The 14,623-nt window shown below is 47.1% G+C and carries 12 protein-coding genes; 2 read left to right on the plus strand and 10 right to left on the minus strand.

The features are described 5' to 3' along the window. The 9 genes from IQ235_RS04750 to IQ235_RS04790 form a co-directional block, all read right to left on the minus strand. Positions 1-1,902: hypothetical protein (locus IQ235_RS04750; RefSeq protein ID WP_264320349.1), on the minus strand; the 1,902-nt coding region annotated here is incomplete at its 3' end. A gap of 201 nt (positions 1,903-2,103) precedes the next feature. Then, positions 2,104-2,436 (minus strand): hypothetical protein, encoded by a 333-nt coding sequence (locus IQ235_RS04755; RefSeq protein WP_264320350.1) that lies wholly within the window; start codon positions 2,434-2,436, stop codon positions 2,104-2,106. Between the two features lie 88 nt (positions 2,437-2,524). Next, positions 2,525-4,528 (minus strand): type IV secretory system conjugative DNA transfer family protein, encoded by a 2,004-nt coding sequence (locus IQ235_RS04760; RefSeq protein ID WP_264320351.1) that lies wholly within the window; start codon positions 4,526-4,528, stop codon positions 2,525-2,527. Positions 4,529-4,945: 417 nt separating this feature from the next. Next, positions 4,946-5,446: a hypothetical protein gene (locus IQ235_RS04765; protein WP_264320352.1), complete on the minus strand. Its 501-nt coding sequence runs from the start codon at positions 5,444-5,446 to the stop codon at positions 4,946-4,948. Between the two features lie 5 nt (positions 5,447-5,451). Then, positions 5,452-5,886, minus strand: a complete 435-nt coding sequence (locus IQ235_RS04770; protein ID WP_264320353.1) for a DUF6753 family protein — start codon at positions 5,884-5,886, stop codon at positions 5,452-5,454. After that, entirely contained in the window at positions 5,876-6,634 is a 759-nt protein-coding gene (locus IQ235_RS04775) for a P-loop NTPase family protein (protein WP_264320354.1), read from the minus strand. The genes IQ235_RS04770 and IQ235_RS04775 overlap by 11 nt, the downstream gene beginning before the upstream one ends. After that, the gene (locus IQ235_RS04780) at positions 6,631-7,125 is read right to left on the minus strand and encodes a hypothetical protein (protein ID WP_264320355.1); all 495 of its coding nucleotides are present in this window, start codon (positions 7,123-7,125) and stop codon (positions 6,631-6,633) included. Before IQ235_RS04780 ends, IQ235_RS04775 begins: the two co-directional genes overlap by 4 nt. Before the next feature lie 602 nt (positions 7,126-7,727). Further along, positions 7,728-8,498 (minus strand): LabA-like NYN domain-containing protein, encoded by a 771-nt coding sequence (locus IQ235_RS04785; protein WP_264320356.1) that lies wholly within the window; start codon positions 8,496-8,498, stop codon positions 7,728-7,730. A 291-nt stretch (positions 8,499-8,789) separates the two neighbouring features. Further along, a complete protein-coding gene (locus IQ235_RS04790; protein ID WP_264320357.1) occupies positions 8,790-9,290 on the minus strand; it encodes a hypothetical protein in 501 nt (166 codons plus the stop codon). 250 nt (positions 9,291-9,540) lie between these two features. On the opposite strand from IQ235_RS04790, the gene IQ235_RS04795 reads away from it, so the two are divergent. Both IQ235_RS04795 and IQ235_RS04800 read left to right on the plus strand, forming a co-directional pair. Then, the gene (locus tag IQ235_RS04795; RefSeq protein ID WP_264320358.1) at positions 9,541-11,079 is read left to right on the plus strand and encodes an AAA-like domain-containing protein; all 1,539 of its coding nucleotides are present in this window, start codon (positions 9,541-9,543) and stop codon (positions 11,077-11,079) included. Between the two features lie 12 nt (positions 11,080-11,091). Further along, positions 11,092-13,521: an AAA-like domain-containing protein gene (locus IQ235_RS04800; protein WP_264320359.1), complete on the plus strand. Its 2,430-nt coding sequence runs from the start codon at positions 11,092-11,094 to the stop codon at positions 13,519-13,521. Between the two features lie 89 nt (positions 13,522-13,610). On the opposite strand, the gene IQ235_RS04805 is transcribed toward IQ235_RS04800, so the two are convergent. After that, a partial coding sequence (locus IQ235_RS04805) for a DUF3387 domain-containing protein (RefSeq protein ID WP_264320360.1) occupies positions 13,611-14,623 on the minus strand: 1,013 nt, incomplete at its 5' end.

Consider the following 14,623-nt stretch of genomic DNA (forward strand, 5'->3'; position numbering starts at 1 on the left):
ACCTGCCTCAAGCTGGGCAATCAGGCAAGTTGAGACGTGCAAGGAGAGGTGTTCGATTTGAACCAGATAGGTTTTGAGTTGTTTTTTGTCGAACGCTTCGAGTCGGGAAGTCTCGATACTCTCCGAGTCGAGAGCGTCGTCGAGATGGTGGCGAATGTACTCCTGGGCGTGCTGGAGGTCGTCGAGGAGAGACATCGATCGACCCAAACTCGTAAAGGAGAAGGAGCGTTCGATATTGGTGGCGAGGGCTTGTAACTGTTGAATCTCCATAGAGAGAGCTTGAGTCGTCCGTTTGAGAGAAAAATTACCGTAGGCTTCCGGGTTCTGAAGCGAGCGACTCAGGGTGGCGATGCGACCGCAAGCAATTGTCGTTCGAGCGCGAAGATAGCTAATGGCAACGTCGGGTCGATCGCTCCACAGCCAGATCTCTCCCGACTCATCCTCGATGGGAACCGGATGGGGCAGCAGCCGTTCGCCGTCGGGATTCGACTCGACAAAGCGAATGAAGGGGGGAAATGTCAAACGTCCCGATTCGCGGATCGAGTCGGCACAACGCCAGAGGAAGTCGCGCTCGTGGGAAATCTGGCGACTGTCACCGCTGTCGTTCGCAATGGCCGTACCCGGAAGACTCAATCTATTGCTTCCTGGGTCGATCTCGGTCCCCATCCGAGCGGTGCGAGCGAGTCCTCGGTCGGCGGCCATCAAGATATCCTCGCGCATCCGAGCCAAGACCGGATTCCAACTTTGGAGTGCGGATTGCGAGCGAGCGTAGACGATCGCCACGACGACCGCCGCGCCGCTGGTGACCAGACTGATGAGAAAAAACGCCAGGGAGAAGCCCAGAGAACTCCACCGACCGGACGTTAAGTTCTCGTTAAAGCGAATGGTGGCAAGGCGCACGGCCTCATTCCGATCGCGGAACCGACCTTCGGCATCGAAGTGGTTCTCATAAATCTCGCGATGGTATTGTTTCAGAAACAGGAGCGGACTTTTGGCCAATTTGCCTTTGAGTTCGTCGAGTTTTTGAGTGGTTTCCCGTTCGTACTCTACCGTTTGGGTTGCGAGAACGGTCGCTTGCTCGCAGACGGGAAGGTCTTCAACGGGAACCTCCGAGCGGTCGAGGTTTCGGTTGCCATAGCTCCCTTGAGCTTGAATAATCAGCCGATCGCGATCGGGATGATACTCGTCGAGAGCCGTGATTTTATCGTTGAGTTCCCCACATTCCTCCTTTTTGGTTTCGGCTTGCTGCCGCAGGCTCGTCAGACGGGACTCGTAGGACTCCTGACGTGCGTTAAAGATTGATGCTAGGGCTTCGGTGGCTTTGAGTTCTCGCAGGGTGGGTTGGCTGTTGAGGACTTCGATACCCGGTCCGGCGACTACGGTGAGAGTGATATTGAGAAAGACGAACGTCACAGAACCGACGATCGACCAAGCGCGATGTTTGGGTTGATTCGTCGCCGCCACCGTTCCGCAAGCATTACTGGTCGCTAGGAGTAATGCGGTGAGGGTGAGGGATAGACCCGTTCCCACGGAACCGAGGCCTCCGAAAGCCATGCGAATCAGAGGAAAGAGCGAGATGATGTTGACCGCAGACGATGCCCCGACCAACGTTGCCACTGCGGTTGATTGTTTTTTGAGATTCTCCGTGACGTAACAGCGACCGTAGAGCCTTGAAGAATCGGGCCAGATGAGATGTCGAACGGTCTTCTGAAGATTGTTGAGAGTTTGGAAGAACTTCCGTCTCGAATTTGGGGGAAGCGCACAACGTTGCTCGATCGCTTCGTTGCGTTCCAATAATCGGAGCAGTTCGCGATCGCGCTTGAGATACTCTATCAACTCGTGTGGGCCGCGTTCTATGGCTTCGAGTAAATCGGCGAATGTGTTGTAAGAGCGGTATTTCATGGTGGGTTTCCTTGTTTAGAGAGGGAATAGTGTTGAGTTCGGAGTTCGGAGTTCGGGGTTCGGAGTTGAGGAGAATAGGACGGGGAGAGTGGAAATTTGAGACAAGGGAGAGAGGGATACGGGGGAAGAAGAAGGATTGGATTCCCACTCAAAACTTGAAATTCCGTGTCTCCAAACCCTCTCCAACACTCTTTGGGTGAATTAATCAGCTAAAGATTTTTTGATTTCTCCGATTAAAGCCATCAGAACGTTGGATATCGGGGAAACGAGGACAACAGCCAATACTTCATATTCGATACCCGTATCCTTGAAAGAGGTGGGGAGGAAAATCAACAGCGCCAGCACGATGACGATCGTCATTTGAGGCCAAATACGGCGAGTGGTCGCTCGGGCAATTTGTCCCGCATAAATGGTTAAAATTCCTCGTCCGATACAAATGAAAAGAGTTACAGGTGCCCAAAGCTCGTCAAATCGTTCCCAGAATAAGAACGATTTGACGATTGCGACGATTAAGGAAGTGTAATGAGCTAACATCGTGCGAAACCTCTGCTATGACGGCAATACAGGCAATAGGAGGGGAGAGTTCGGAGTTCGGAGTTGAGCAATAGGATGGGGAAGAAAGTCAGTTGCTGCGTTTTTTGGTTTTCGATTTGCGGGATTTTGAGTTGTGCGCTCGGGTCGATTTATTTTTTACACCGACCGCTTCGGGGAGCCACGACCGCAGTTCATCATCGGATAAGGGTTTGAGTTGGGTTGCCCGGTCGTCGTTGGGTATCCGTTGGTAGGCCTCAACCTCTTCAGACCGTTGGGGGAGCATTTGGAGGAGTTCGTCCCAGGAATAGTGGTGGCTGTGAATGCCTTCACCGGGGGCGATAAAATCCCCCAACAGTCCGTTTTCCACTCCAGTGGGGGGACGATTCATGTCTTGGAATTCTGAAGCCAGGTAGACCGGACGAGAACCCAACCGCTCGCTGGTGGTGTCGGAATAACTCGTTTTGCCTTTGCCATCGACCGTCACCGACGAGCTGTAGCTCTGTTCGAGATACTCGTAATCTCCAAGAGATTTGGATAAAAACTGACTGGTTTCATCATCGACACCAAAAATGGCTTTATGGCGAGCCAGCCCGAATAGACCCATCGCCACGAGTTCCCCGTAGGTTCGCTTGAGCAGCGAAATACTGTGAAACCCCAAACAGCAAGCCACTCCCGCCCCTCGACCCAAGGCCATGACCCCATCGATTTCCGGCCAGGGCGCGGTTTTTTCGCTGGCGGCTTCATCGAGGAAAACCCAAATTCGGCGGTGGCGGTTTGTGGGAAGGGCTTTTAAATATTTGGCCGCAAAACCAAACATCAAGGCGTTGGTCTGGGTGGAGATTTCCGAGTGGATGGGGTCAGACCCCATGACGATGGCAGTGTTCTTGGGAAAAGAATCGCTAACGAAGTCCTGAAGGGACAGTTTTTCGAGGGCGCGTTCCCACAGTGCGGCGACGCTGTTGAATTGCATCAACTTCGCTTGGAGGGTCAGAAGAATGTCGTTGCGCTCTCCTTCCATCTTCTTGGCTTTGAGAAACTCATCGAACTCGTGGGGACGAGGATGATAGTTCTTAATCAGAATCTCGAAGTAGGGTTGCTGCGAAAAGAGAATCACCTGGCGAAACGTCCAATTTTCCCCCAGAGCGATTTGCAGCGAGACGATAATCATCTCCAAGGCAATCCGACCCCCATCGTCGAAGAATCTACCTTCGCTATTGGCGAGTATGGGTATCAGGTATGCGGCTAGCTCGTAAGCCATGTTCGGTCCCTTGACATCCTTGGCAATCCACCATGTCGTGCAGCGATAGTCAAAGGGGTTGAGAATGTAATATTTGACTCCCAAGTCCTCTAAGAGTGGAACCATGCCATCGCCCCCAGAAGGCTTCGGGTCGTTGACGATTCCCTTGTTTCCCGGTAGGACTTTCGCCATCATCGTTTCGCGCCAGAGACTCTTCCCAGCACCGGTGACTCCTAAAATCAGATAGTGGAGCGGTTCGTTAGCTTTGAGGACAAACGACGCTCCCCATCGAATCAGATTCTCCACATTCCGACCGATCCACTTTCGGGCTAAGTCGGCACCCTGGCGGCGGGCAAACCCCCGAACGACTGAATCCCAAGGGCGATAGCGACTCTCGGTAATGACTTCAACGGCGACGACACCGAGATAAATAGTCGTTAGCAGTGCGATGGGGAGCACAAAGACTGCGGTGAAGAAGACCAGGACGAACAGCGCCGCTGCAAGCGGTTTGAGCTTGGGATAGACGACGAGCTGCAACCGCTCGAAGGCTTGTTGGTAGGTTCGAGTGCGAGTTCGCGCTAAGGCGTGAGGATTTCTAAAGATGCCCGCTGCGACCAGATCGATTAAATCGTCGTAGAGTGGCATCCAATCGGTCGCTTCAGTCAGAACTTCCTTTGCCAGAGTCAACACCCAGAGCGCACCGACGACTGAGCCGACGATGTTATTAGGGTTGAAGAACTCTAACTCGAAGAGGATCAAGGTGTAAGCAGTGACTGTACTGCCGAGGGAATAAATAAGGGGAACGGCGATTGCGGCAATGCAAATCGCAATTCCCCATTTGAAGAATTTATTCATCGGGGATGATTTGAGAGAATTAATGGAAAGCGAGGGTGGAGCGGCGTTCGCTCGGTTCTGTTGAGAAAAACACCCCAATTCATCGCGATTAGCCTGGATAATTCATCAAACGCGCTTACTTCCGATATCGAGCGAACCTCGCGCAAACAGACTGTTTTTCGGGTAAATTGCCAGCTCGCTTGGTACGGGCAAGGCTTTGAAGAATATCGAGCGAACCTCATGAATAATGCAGGTTAGACTGCTAGAGAAAATCAACTCCACCTTCTCGCTCGGGGTTTATAGCAGTTGCCAGTCTAATTGGGACACGCTTTGTTGGTGAGCAGTCTTGAGCTGGGGAAGAGAGATGCGCTTTGTGAATTTGAGCTGTCTGCGCCCAATGTTGCGACTGCTATAGATTGAGAAGGTGGAGATGTCGATTTAAGAAAAGCTCAGCCGAAAAGCGATTTGTGCGATTTTGTTGTCTGGGTAATACCAGCCCCGTCCGAGGGCAACGAAGAAAAAGATCCAGGCGGTCGTTAACTTCAGCCAAGCTGGAACCTCGGTATAATGCTTCAGCAGCCAAAACATCATCAGCGAGAGAACGATCGGGTAGAGGAGATGCCACAGCATGACGATCGTCCATCGCACCGCTGCTACTGTAGCTTCGTGGAGCTTCAGCCGAGCGATATACCATTCTCGGAAGAATCCATCGGTATATCGGTAGAACCAAAGCGTTAGAAAAATCAGAAACAGGACTTGCCAAAATTGGTTGTTCAAATCTTGTAGGAGAAACAGCCCGAATAGAGTTCCATCCTGTCGGGCTAGGGCCTCTAGAGTGTGGTAGATAGTCGGCCAGAGGTATCGCCACAGGAGGATTAAACCGAAGGTGCCGATTAGTCTGTGACCCACTGCACGCAGATAGAATTCAAAACGAGTCATAGGTCTTACCAGAAGAGTTTGCCGAAGGCGATAATGACAAGAGCGCCCGAAATCGTCCCGGCAAATGCCGCCCTAAACGAGATGTCCCACACTTCGGTTTTGGCTAGGGCGCGGGGTTTGGGACTTTGCTCTTCTGATTCAAAGGTTTCGGCGGTCTCGTTTAAGCGCACGAGATTGCTTTCGACCCGAGTATTGAACAGATTGAGATTGCGTTGAATCTCTTCGAGTTTTTCGGGGAACGGAGTGATGGATAAACGGGCTTGAGTGACAACCACCAGAGCCAGAAACATCGGGTCGTTGGGTCGAATGCGACACTGGGAAGCGATTTCAAGGATTTTGCGCTTATTTTCCTCAGATTCGCCTTCTAAGAGTCGATCCAAGCGAGTGGTCTCTTCCTCTTTGGCGTTACGGTTGCCAAAGGGACTAAAATTATTTTTCACGGTCAAAAAGCTCCAATCGATCGAGTTGTTCGTAAGAATCCATCAAAAAGTCCACGACTCGCTGTTGCCCCGTAATCGTCAGATGTTCCGACTCGATGGCTTCGGCGTAGGTCAGGCGAAAGGCGTTGATGATTTCCCGCTCGCGGTACGAAATCTCTGGCATCGAGATGATAGGAAAAGGTTGCTGTGCCAGAGCGGTTTGAAACTCTTCGTAGTCGTCGAGAAATGAGAATGATTCGCATAAACCTTCGTTGAGAACCAGATCGTGGGCAGTTTCGTTGCGGAAAGCGTTAAGAGAATTGATAAACTGCTCGGCGCTGTAGTAGCAGGCGCACATGAAGAATTTGACGAACTGAACCCGTCGTTGTCGGGCAGCTCGAAGCCCCCCGTTGAGAAAGTAATTCAGTTGACTGCGATAGGTTTGCGCGGGGAGGTCGGCGATGATATGGGCTTGATATTCGAGGGCCGTTTCGAGCAGGTTATCGGCTTGCCACGACTGCCGCGAATCTTCCGTGAAGAAGGCGTGCTGCATCGGGATTGCGTTTCGGTAGTAGTCTTCAAAGTTCTGGTTGGAGCGATCGCAGTCAATGCCGATGACCTGTTTATCGAGTTGTTTGTCGATGAGCCATTGTGCGAGAACGCGAGCGTAAGTCGATTTCCCAACTCCCCCCTTCTCGCAATCGACAAGCAAGCAATAGACAACGGGCAGAATTGGGAGTTCGAGGGGAATGATTCGATCGACGTTCATGATGTTTTCTGGGTGCGAGTGGTGCGAAATGCATCCCTGGGATTCGCCGTCAGGTTGCGCGGAAGGCGTTGAGCGGGATTACTTTCCTTGACCTTCCGTGGTTCCTGAATTTTGGGTTGGGGGTTCGGTTGAGTTGGGGAATGGGCCCGATGGGTTGAAGCGGTCGATTGAGGATTTGGGGTTGACGTACCCTGTTGTTGCTGCCGAAATCTCCCCATGTATTTTCTGAGGGTGTCTTTACTGATGTGCCTCCCGAGGTGTTCGGCAAATAGTTCGGCGAGTTGCTCGTAGCTGTAGTTCCGCTGCATTCGAGCTTCTTCGAGGAGGGGATAGAACTCTCCCACGAGACCTTCGAGGGTGTTTTCCCGTTTTTTTCTCGGCGGTTTATCTTGATGGGGGAGATGGTTGAGTATCGAGCGGAAATCGTCGTTTGGCGTTGAGGCTCGCGAACTTTCTGGATTTCCGAAGGACGGAGAATGCGAGTCGTTCATGGCTATAGATAGTGGCGAACAAATGTCGTGAGAACTTACGCCGTCGATGGCGAGAGTTGGCATACAGACTGACACCTCTATGTCCAACCCTTGATTTCTCGTGCCCATTCAACAATTGGCTAGACGGCAGATCGAGGCTTGTCGGCGATCGAACTCGCTCAAGACGAGCGGGGAATTGTAACGAGCAGAACACAGATAAAGCAGGGCTTTGAGGTACTTGTCTGCGGGTCATCAGGTGGGCTGATTCTCTGTGAATCGATCGCGAGTGTTTCAATTGGCAAACCGCGTAAGTCTCGATTGTGGTAGATGCCCTCGGATCGACTTTTGTCTTTGAACTTCACAAATAGACATCTGGTAGAAATTTAGTTTTTGCCTGGAAATTCGCGCTTTGTCAGCCCGGCATTCTGAAAAGCCAGAGTCAGACTGTACACAGAATGAGCCGCTTTTTGAAAAAACGGCCCTAACAAACCGGATTTCGTTTGAAGTGTATTTTTCCGAGATGTCCAATGGTGTCAGACTTACGCAAATCTTCTACCCGTCGGGAGTATTGAAGAACGAAGCGCACTACTAGATAGGCGCGTGAATGCGTAAGTCCTGTGGCATTACGCCGAGTTTGTCCGGTTGTTCGTCTCATGCCGCTTGCGCGGACGCATACTTTTGCACACGCCGGGAATGCACACGCCGGGAAGTTCGAGTAGCTCGACGAATCGATCGGCTTCGTCTAACAGTCGATCGCTCGTACTATTCTTGAAAAACCAGACCTCGACCTTTTTCCCTTGCTGCTTGGCATAGCGAAGGGCATGAATATATGCCCGTCCATCTCCAGAAACAATGACGATCTTTTGGGCGCTGAGTCCGTGAAAAGCGATATCAGTTGCCATCCACGGGTCGATGTTACTTCCGGCCCGATCTCCATTTCGATAGGTCTGAATCTCTTGCTTTTTGATGTCGTACCCATACCCTTCGATCTCATTGAGATATGCCCGATTTCGATTTCGATGAGAGGCATAGTAATAGAAGGGACGCGAGACCAAAGAAGCTTCTTCGCTTAGATGCTTCAACAGTTGCGCGTAGTCGATAGTCACGTCGTTATTTTTCTTGGCTGTAATATCGACATTGTTGCCGTCGATGAAGATCGCGGTTCGACCTCGCACTCCTGCTGGTAACGGAGGTTGCGGCATCATAGCTTGAGACACGATGGATTCGATGCGGGTATTCTGTTGGGTCAGCATTACTAGCACTGGTAACGGAGAGGCTGCCGCTAGAGCGAAATTCTGAGTGGCGACTGCCGTTGCCGAACTCGCAATCGCGATGGCTCCCGCGATAAGTGGGTGGGAAAGTTTTTTGGAATTGGGAATTTGAGAATTTTTCATCAGAATAATTACTCGATATTGGATACCTTCATTGACAGACCGCACCTGCAATGCGGAAAAAAATCCAGGTACGAACAATACCGTAATTTCTCCAAAGTACTTAATGTCAAGAGATGACGAGAAAATTTCTACAAGCCTTGAATAGTGAAGGTTTTGCTTGATTGTGAGGTCGATAAGTTCAATGCAAAGTACTTTGCATTTTTAGTGCAATCAGTAAAGAAGGCATGGTAGAAGTAGAGGGGCAACCATCTCAAAAAACCATGCCATGTTCAATGAACCAAACGAAGATAGTTATGCTTCGGCAGACCATTCTTGCCAAGGCAGATGAAGTATCGTTGGTTCCTGGTACGAACCTTTCGGCACACCAGGGGTTAAGGCAAGAGCTACAAAGACTTGACGACGGTCACAATCCCTGCGCCATAGCTCCAGATAACCTCCGTGGAACCGCTCGTGTTGAGCGAATGAGTCATTGTCATGCATTGATAGAAGTTTCGGTATCATCGGCAATTCCTTGCCTGTCAGATCCAAAAAACCAACGGTAAGCGTTGCATAATACCTATCCACATAACTACTGAAGCAACTTGGAATCCTTTGAGGAGGAACAGAAGGAATCCGCGTGGACAACCAAACATTACTAGAGACAAAGTTCTGGAATCCGTACAAGGAACAGAAACCTTTAGCTTCTGAATACTGAGTAGTATGCAGAATATGTCCGGATTGAACCACAAAATTGGCGAAGATCTGATTGGGATCGGAATAGTCAGGGATGTGAAGTACTTTAACAGAATTCATGATTTTTGCCTGATGTAGTGAAACTCCAAATCACTTTTTCAACTTCGAGTCTCACTACATCAGAGGGTAAAACCTCTCACAACCTGTACTCTACTACTACCCATACCTACATATTATGTATGTCAAAAATACTTTCCTTAAGCAAATAATTTGACTCTGCTTACTTTGAACAAATAGTCGATGCGATCGCTTTTCGGCTTCCTACGTTATCAACCTGTCCAGATTCTTTAGTTTTTACTTGAAAAGTCTGATGCCCACCGGAAATTTCTACGCTGAGGCAGCATACCTGCACACCCAACACTTCTTAGAAGGACTCCTCGCTTTAGCAACAGGAGAAAAAACTTGTTCTACTATTAGAGCTAAGTTAGTTGAAAATAATAATCTTTTTGATTTAGTTGTAAATGCAGATAGTAAAAAAACTCTGGTTAAATTTATTGATAATTATTACAGTAATTCGCTTAAATTTGACTACCACGAAATCAACACGGCCATTAATTGTCTGAGAGAGTCTGAATTCTTAAATATTTATAAAGAAGACTATAATAGCAGTAAAAATAGAGAAAAAGCACCGAAAAAGAGCAGTCTTATTTTCAAAATAAGAAATCTTCCTTCAAATGAAAAGAATACCATTCTCAAGTGGCTTTTTGAGGAATGGAATAGAAAGCGAGAGTTGAAGAATATAAGACCTCTCAATTTAGCTAAACTTGGATTCGGCTGTCAACTTCCAAGCTTCTTCTCTCTTCATAACTCTGATGATTGCGAGCCTGATTTATGCGACCCGAAAACATGGGTTATGGAAGGCTCTGTTCCCCCCACTTCACCCTTTTACATAAAGCGTCCTCCCACCGAAGAACAATGCTATGACCAAGTTCTGCTCCCTTCTTCTCTTATCCGAATCCGCGCCCCTAAACTGATGGGCAAAACTTCGTTAATGAGTTGGATACTGTTTTCTGCCGCAAGTAAAGGATACAAAACGGTACAACTTGACTTTAATGGCTGTGATTTGACCGCTTTAGCAAATCAACGTGAACTCTTAAGTTGGTTTTGGAGTAGCATTGCCCGAGAACTCAAACTTGAGAAGCAAGTTGCTGACTGGGATGGCATGGAAAGCCTGAATATTAGCTGTTCTAGTTATTTTGAAGATTACTTACTCTCAAAGATAAGTACTCCTCTTGTTTTAGGCTTAGATCAGGTAGATAAACTCTTTTCTTACGAGCAAACTGCTCCCAACTTTTTTGGGTTGCTACGGGCTTGGCATGAGAAAGGGAAAACTTATCCTCTGTGGCAGAAACTTCGGCTAGTTGTTACTTACGCTACGGACGCATATATACCCCTTAACGATGAACAATCCCCATTTAATGTCGGAATGGAAGTTGGATTACCCGACTTCACTAATGAACAAGTATTAGAGTTGGTAAGAAAACATAAGCTGAGCTGGAGCCAAAAGCAAATTTCTGAATTAAGCGAAATGGTGGGAGGACATCCTCATCTCGTTAGCATAGCAATAGATAACTCATTGCAAAAATCTTTGTCTTTACGAGAGATACTTCAAGACGCTCCAACACAAGCGGGCATTTACAGCAAACATCTGCACTACTGCTGGAAAATGCTTAAGAAAGATCCAAACTTATTTGAAGCTTTCAAAAAAGTCGTAAATTCTCGAAAGGCAATTCTTCTCAACCCAGACGAAACTAGTGCTTTGGAGCATTTAGGATTGATAAAAAAAGAGGGTAATAGAGTGCATTCTCGCTACAAATTATACCAAAAATTTTTTCGAGAAATTTTGTAATAGGTTGTTCCTATGGAAAAAAATTTATTTCCTCAAGATTATAACTACCAAGTAGGAGGCTGTTTACCTGAAGAGGCACTGACTTATGTCACGAGAACTGCCGATAGTGAGCTTTTAAGAGCCTTGAAACAGGGCAAATTTTGCTATGTCTTGAACTGCCGTCAGATGGGAAAATCTAGCTTGCGGGTTCAGACAAAAAAAGAGTTAGAGAAACAGGATATTGCTTGTGTTGTAATTGATTTAAATGAAATTGGAACGAATGGAGTAACCGCTGAACAGTGGTATTCCAGCATTGTGGCAATTATTACTAGGTCTCTTAGTCTTCAAAATAATTTTTTATGGAGGGAATGGTGGAAAAAAAATAAACATCTTTCTGTCGTCAATAGACTTACACAGTTTCTTCGTGATGTTGTTCTGACAAAAGTTAACAAAGACATTGTTATATTGATTGATGAAATTGATACAATTTTAAGCTTAGATTTTGCTTATGACGATTTTTTTACTTTTATTCGTTCTTGGTATGAAAATAGAGTAAATCAGCCCATCAACCAACGCCTTACCTTTGCGGTATTTGGAGTAACAGAGCCATCAAATCTAATTAGTAAAAAGGGAAAAGCTTCTTTCAATATTGATGTTCGGGAAATTGAATTGCATGGATTTGAAGTCAAAGAAGTTACTCCTTTGGAAAAGGGCCTTAAGCAAAAGTCTATTTTTTATAAGAGTCAACGTATTACCAATACAAGAAAGCTAATGGAGTCAATACTATATTGGACGGGAGGACAGCCTTTTCTGACTCAAAAGCTTTGTCAGCTTATATCTTCAAAAAGAAGAAGAGTATATAACTTTTCCAGTCCATCATTACAAAATCAATCCGCAGAAAATCTAGAAAAAAGACTTGTTGCAGATATCGTCAAAAAACATATTATAAATAATTGGAAAGATAACGACAAACCCGAACACTTCAGTACAATCAACAAGTCTTTTCTAGAAATTAAAGATTCCGCTAAGCGGAAACGACTTTTGAGAACTTATCAACAAATTTTGAATAAAAAAAAGGTGATAGTTCAAGACAGTTCTGAAGAAACTGAACTTCTGCTCACAGGTTTGGTCATTAAGCAAGGTAAATACTTAAAGGCTTTTAACCCGATCTATACCGAAGTCTTTGATGAAAATTGGATTGACTCGTTGCTATTAAGAAAAGCTCCTCAGTTTCTTCCTTTATACACTAAGAAAATAAACGCTTTGCGAAAGTTTATTCGCACCTACAAATTAAAGATAATTTATTCTCTCATCGGAATGACAGTATTAGGCATAATTGCTGGTTGTTTAGTTGGTATTCTGATTTGGATTAAGCAATCTTATCCCGAAGTGTTTATACTCCAAAATACCCAAAACTATGAGCAGTTAGAACGAAAAAATATTCAACGAAAAACAGTTAACTCAGAGCAAGAAAAAGACAATTTGTGGGAATTTGTGCGTAAGGCTTTGGGTATCGGTGCTACAGAAGCTCCTTCTGCTAAAAGAGGAACCACCACTCCTCAATCTACACCAAAATTTCAGGATTTAGAAACTTTTAATCTGCCCGAAGAGCGGAAAAATCAGGATTTGTTAGATCCACAAAGTTCTCTCATTCTACCAAAAACTTTTCCACCAGAGACTGAGTTTTTTGATGAAGAAATTTTCGATGTTCCTAAAGAGGATATACCGACTCAAACCCGTTCTAAATCTTCAGTCACTCTACCCATCTCTCTCTCAACAAGTATAGATGAGAAGTCTCAACCTTTTACTGTCTCTAGACTTAAGCAAGCTCAGCCTGTCTTTACGAGAAAAGAATGGCAAATAATAACTCAGCAATTCCGTAACACTCCTTTCCTTGGGAAGAAAGGGATTTCTCCTTTTGAGTCTAATTTTTTTCCGATTGCTAATGGCATATCAAGACATTCGTCTGCTCTCCAGCAAGGCGGTGCTGGTTTGAGCCGATGGGCGTTATTACTAGTAGAGAAAGATAAGCTTGGTAATTACTATGCCATAGATACGCGGCAGGTTCAGGTGCTCGGTCAAGACCTGTCAAGTTTACACACCGATGAGCCGTATGAGGTGTGGCGCACTCGGTTTGTTGTTCAAATTGCCTTTCCTCATTTAGTAGATGGCGGAAGGGTAGCTAAACGTCATGTTTTGCTGGAGGGAGAATGTCCACAGAAGTTTAACTCGAAGCGTCAGTTTGCTATGAAACGCTTGTGGTTCAGCGATTACGATCGTGAGGGCAATCAGGTAACCATTCAACAGATTGACGAGAAGATTCGGTTGCTCGAACCACAAGGCAGTCAGATTAAATACGAGGTACTTGTAAGTGCTTGTGAAGCTGCTTATGACTATCCACGCTATTTGGAACTTTTGGTAGAGGGTCAGAAGCCATCGAATAATAGAGTTTTTGATAAATAGAAGTTGGAATTGCTGAAACGCCTATTGGCAGTGAATTTCAAGGATTTCACGGTCAGAACGATCGAAGCCTTACCTCGATTCCATTACAATTACGCCGCCCAATCCCGGCACAAAAGCTCGGCTTGGGCAATCACCGTCAGCATCGCTTTTTCCTGTTTCTCGGGAGGATAGCCGTATTTTTTCAGCAACCGCTTCACCGTCACCCGCAATTTTGCCCGAACGCTCTCTTTCACCGTCCAGTCGATCGTCACGTTGCACTTAATTGCCCGGACAAGCTCTCGTGCAATGGTTTTGAGCGTTTCGTCTCCCAAGACCTTTACGGCACTGTCGTTGACCTCTAAGGCATCGTAGAAAGCGATTTCATCCTCGGTTAGCCCCAAGTTTTCGCCCCGATTGTGAGCCTCGCGCATCAATGCGGCGAGGTCGATGAGTTCGTTAATAATTTGGGCGGTTTCTACACTGCGATTTTGATACCGTTGCACGGTTTTTTCTAACATCTCGCTGAAAGAACGAGACTGGATTAAATTACTTCGAGAGCGCGTTTTTATCTCGTCTTGAATCAGTTTTTGCAGGACTTCTAACGCCACATTTTTATAAGGAAATCCGCGCACCTCTTCTAAAAATTCATCGGAGAGAATGGCGATGTTGGGCTTCTCTAACCCGGCTGCGGCAAAGATATCGACGACCTTTTCTGAGGCGACGGCTTTTGAGACGATTTGCCGAATAGCCGCGTCGAGGTCTTCGGGGCTGCGGTTGTCGCGGGGGGTGTGTTTGTCGAGGGCGACTTTAATCGCCTGGAAAAAGCCCACCTCATCTCGAATGGCAGCCGCTTCGTCGGTACTGCTAACCAGGGCATAGGCTTTACCGAGTTCGGTCACGGCTTTGACGTAGCGTTTCTTCCCGTCTTCGAGTCCCAAGATAAAATCCATCGCCGCCGGAATCATCGAAACTCGTTCGGTGGCCGTTCCGGTGAAGAATGGCGTGTAATCGAAACCCGAATAGATACCTCTGACCACCTCGTATTTTTCCCGCATCATCTCTACGGCGACTTCGGTGGGAATGCCCGTTTCTTCCCGGTCTCCGGCGGGGTAATGGTTGAGGG

Source organism: Zarconia navalis LEGE 11467 (genome assembly GCF_015207075.1).
GTDB classification, from domain to species: Bacteria; Cyanobacteriota; Cyanobacteriia; order Cyanobacteriales; family Geitlerinemataceae; genus Zarconia; species Zarconia navalis.

Bases quoted from the DNA above. Each gene is read 5' to 3' on its own strand.
- IQ235_RS04755 (WP_264320350.1), bottom strand. From the start codon at position 2,436: ATGTTAGCTCATTACACTTCCTTAATCGTCGCAATCGTCAAATCGTTC.
- IQ235_RS04760 (WP_264320351.1), bottom strand. From the start codon at position 4,528: ATGAATAAATTCTTCAAATGGGGAATTGCGATTTGCATTGCCGCAATC.
- IQ235_RS04765 (WP_264320352.1), bottom strand. From the start codon at position 5,446: ATGACTCGTTTTGAATTCTATCTGCGTGCAGTGGGTCACAGACTAATC.
- IQ235_RS04775 (WP_264320354.1), bottom strand. From the start codon at position 6,634: ATGAACGTCGATCGAATCATTCCCCTCGAACTCCCAATTCTGCCCGTT.
- IQ235_RS04780 (WP_264320355.1), bottom strand. From the start codon at position 7,125: ATGAACGACTCGCATTCTCCGTCCTTCGGAAATCCAGAAAGTTCGCGA.
- IQ235_RS04785 (WP_264320356.1), bottom strand. From the start codon at position 8,498: ATGAAAAATTCTCAAATTCCCAATTCCAAAAAACTTTCCCACCCACTT.
- IQ235_RS04790 (WP_264320357.1), bottom strand. From the start codon at position 9,290: ATGAATTCTGTTAAAGTACTTCACATCCCTGACTATTCCGATCCCAAT.
- IQ235_RS04795 (WP_264320358.1), top strand. From the start codon at position 9,541: ATGCCCACCGGAAATTTCTACGCTGAGGCAGCATACCTGCACACCCAA.
- IQ235_RS04800 (WP_264320359.1), top strand. From the start codon at position 11,092: ATGGAAAAAAATTTATTTCCTCAAGATTATAACTACCAAGTAGGAGGC.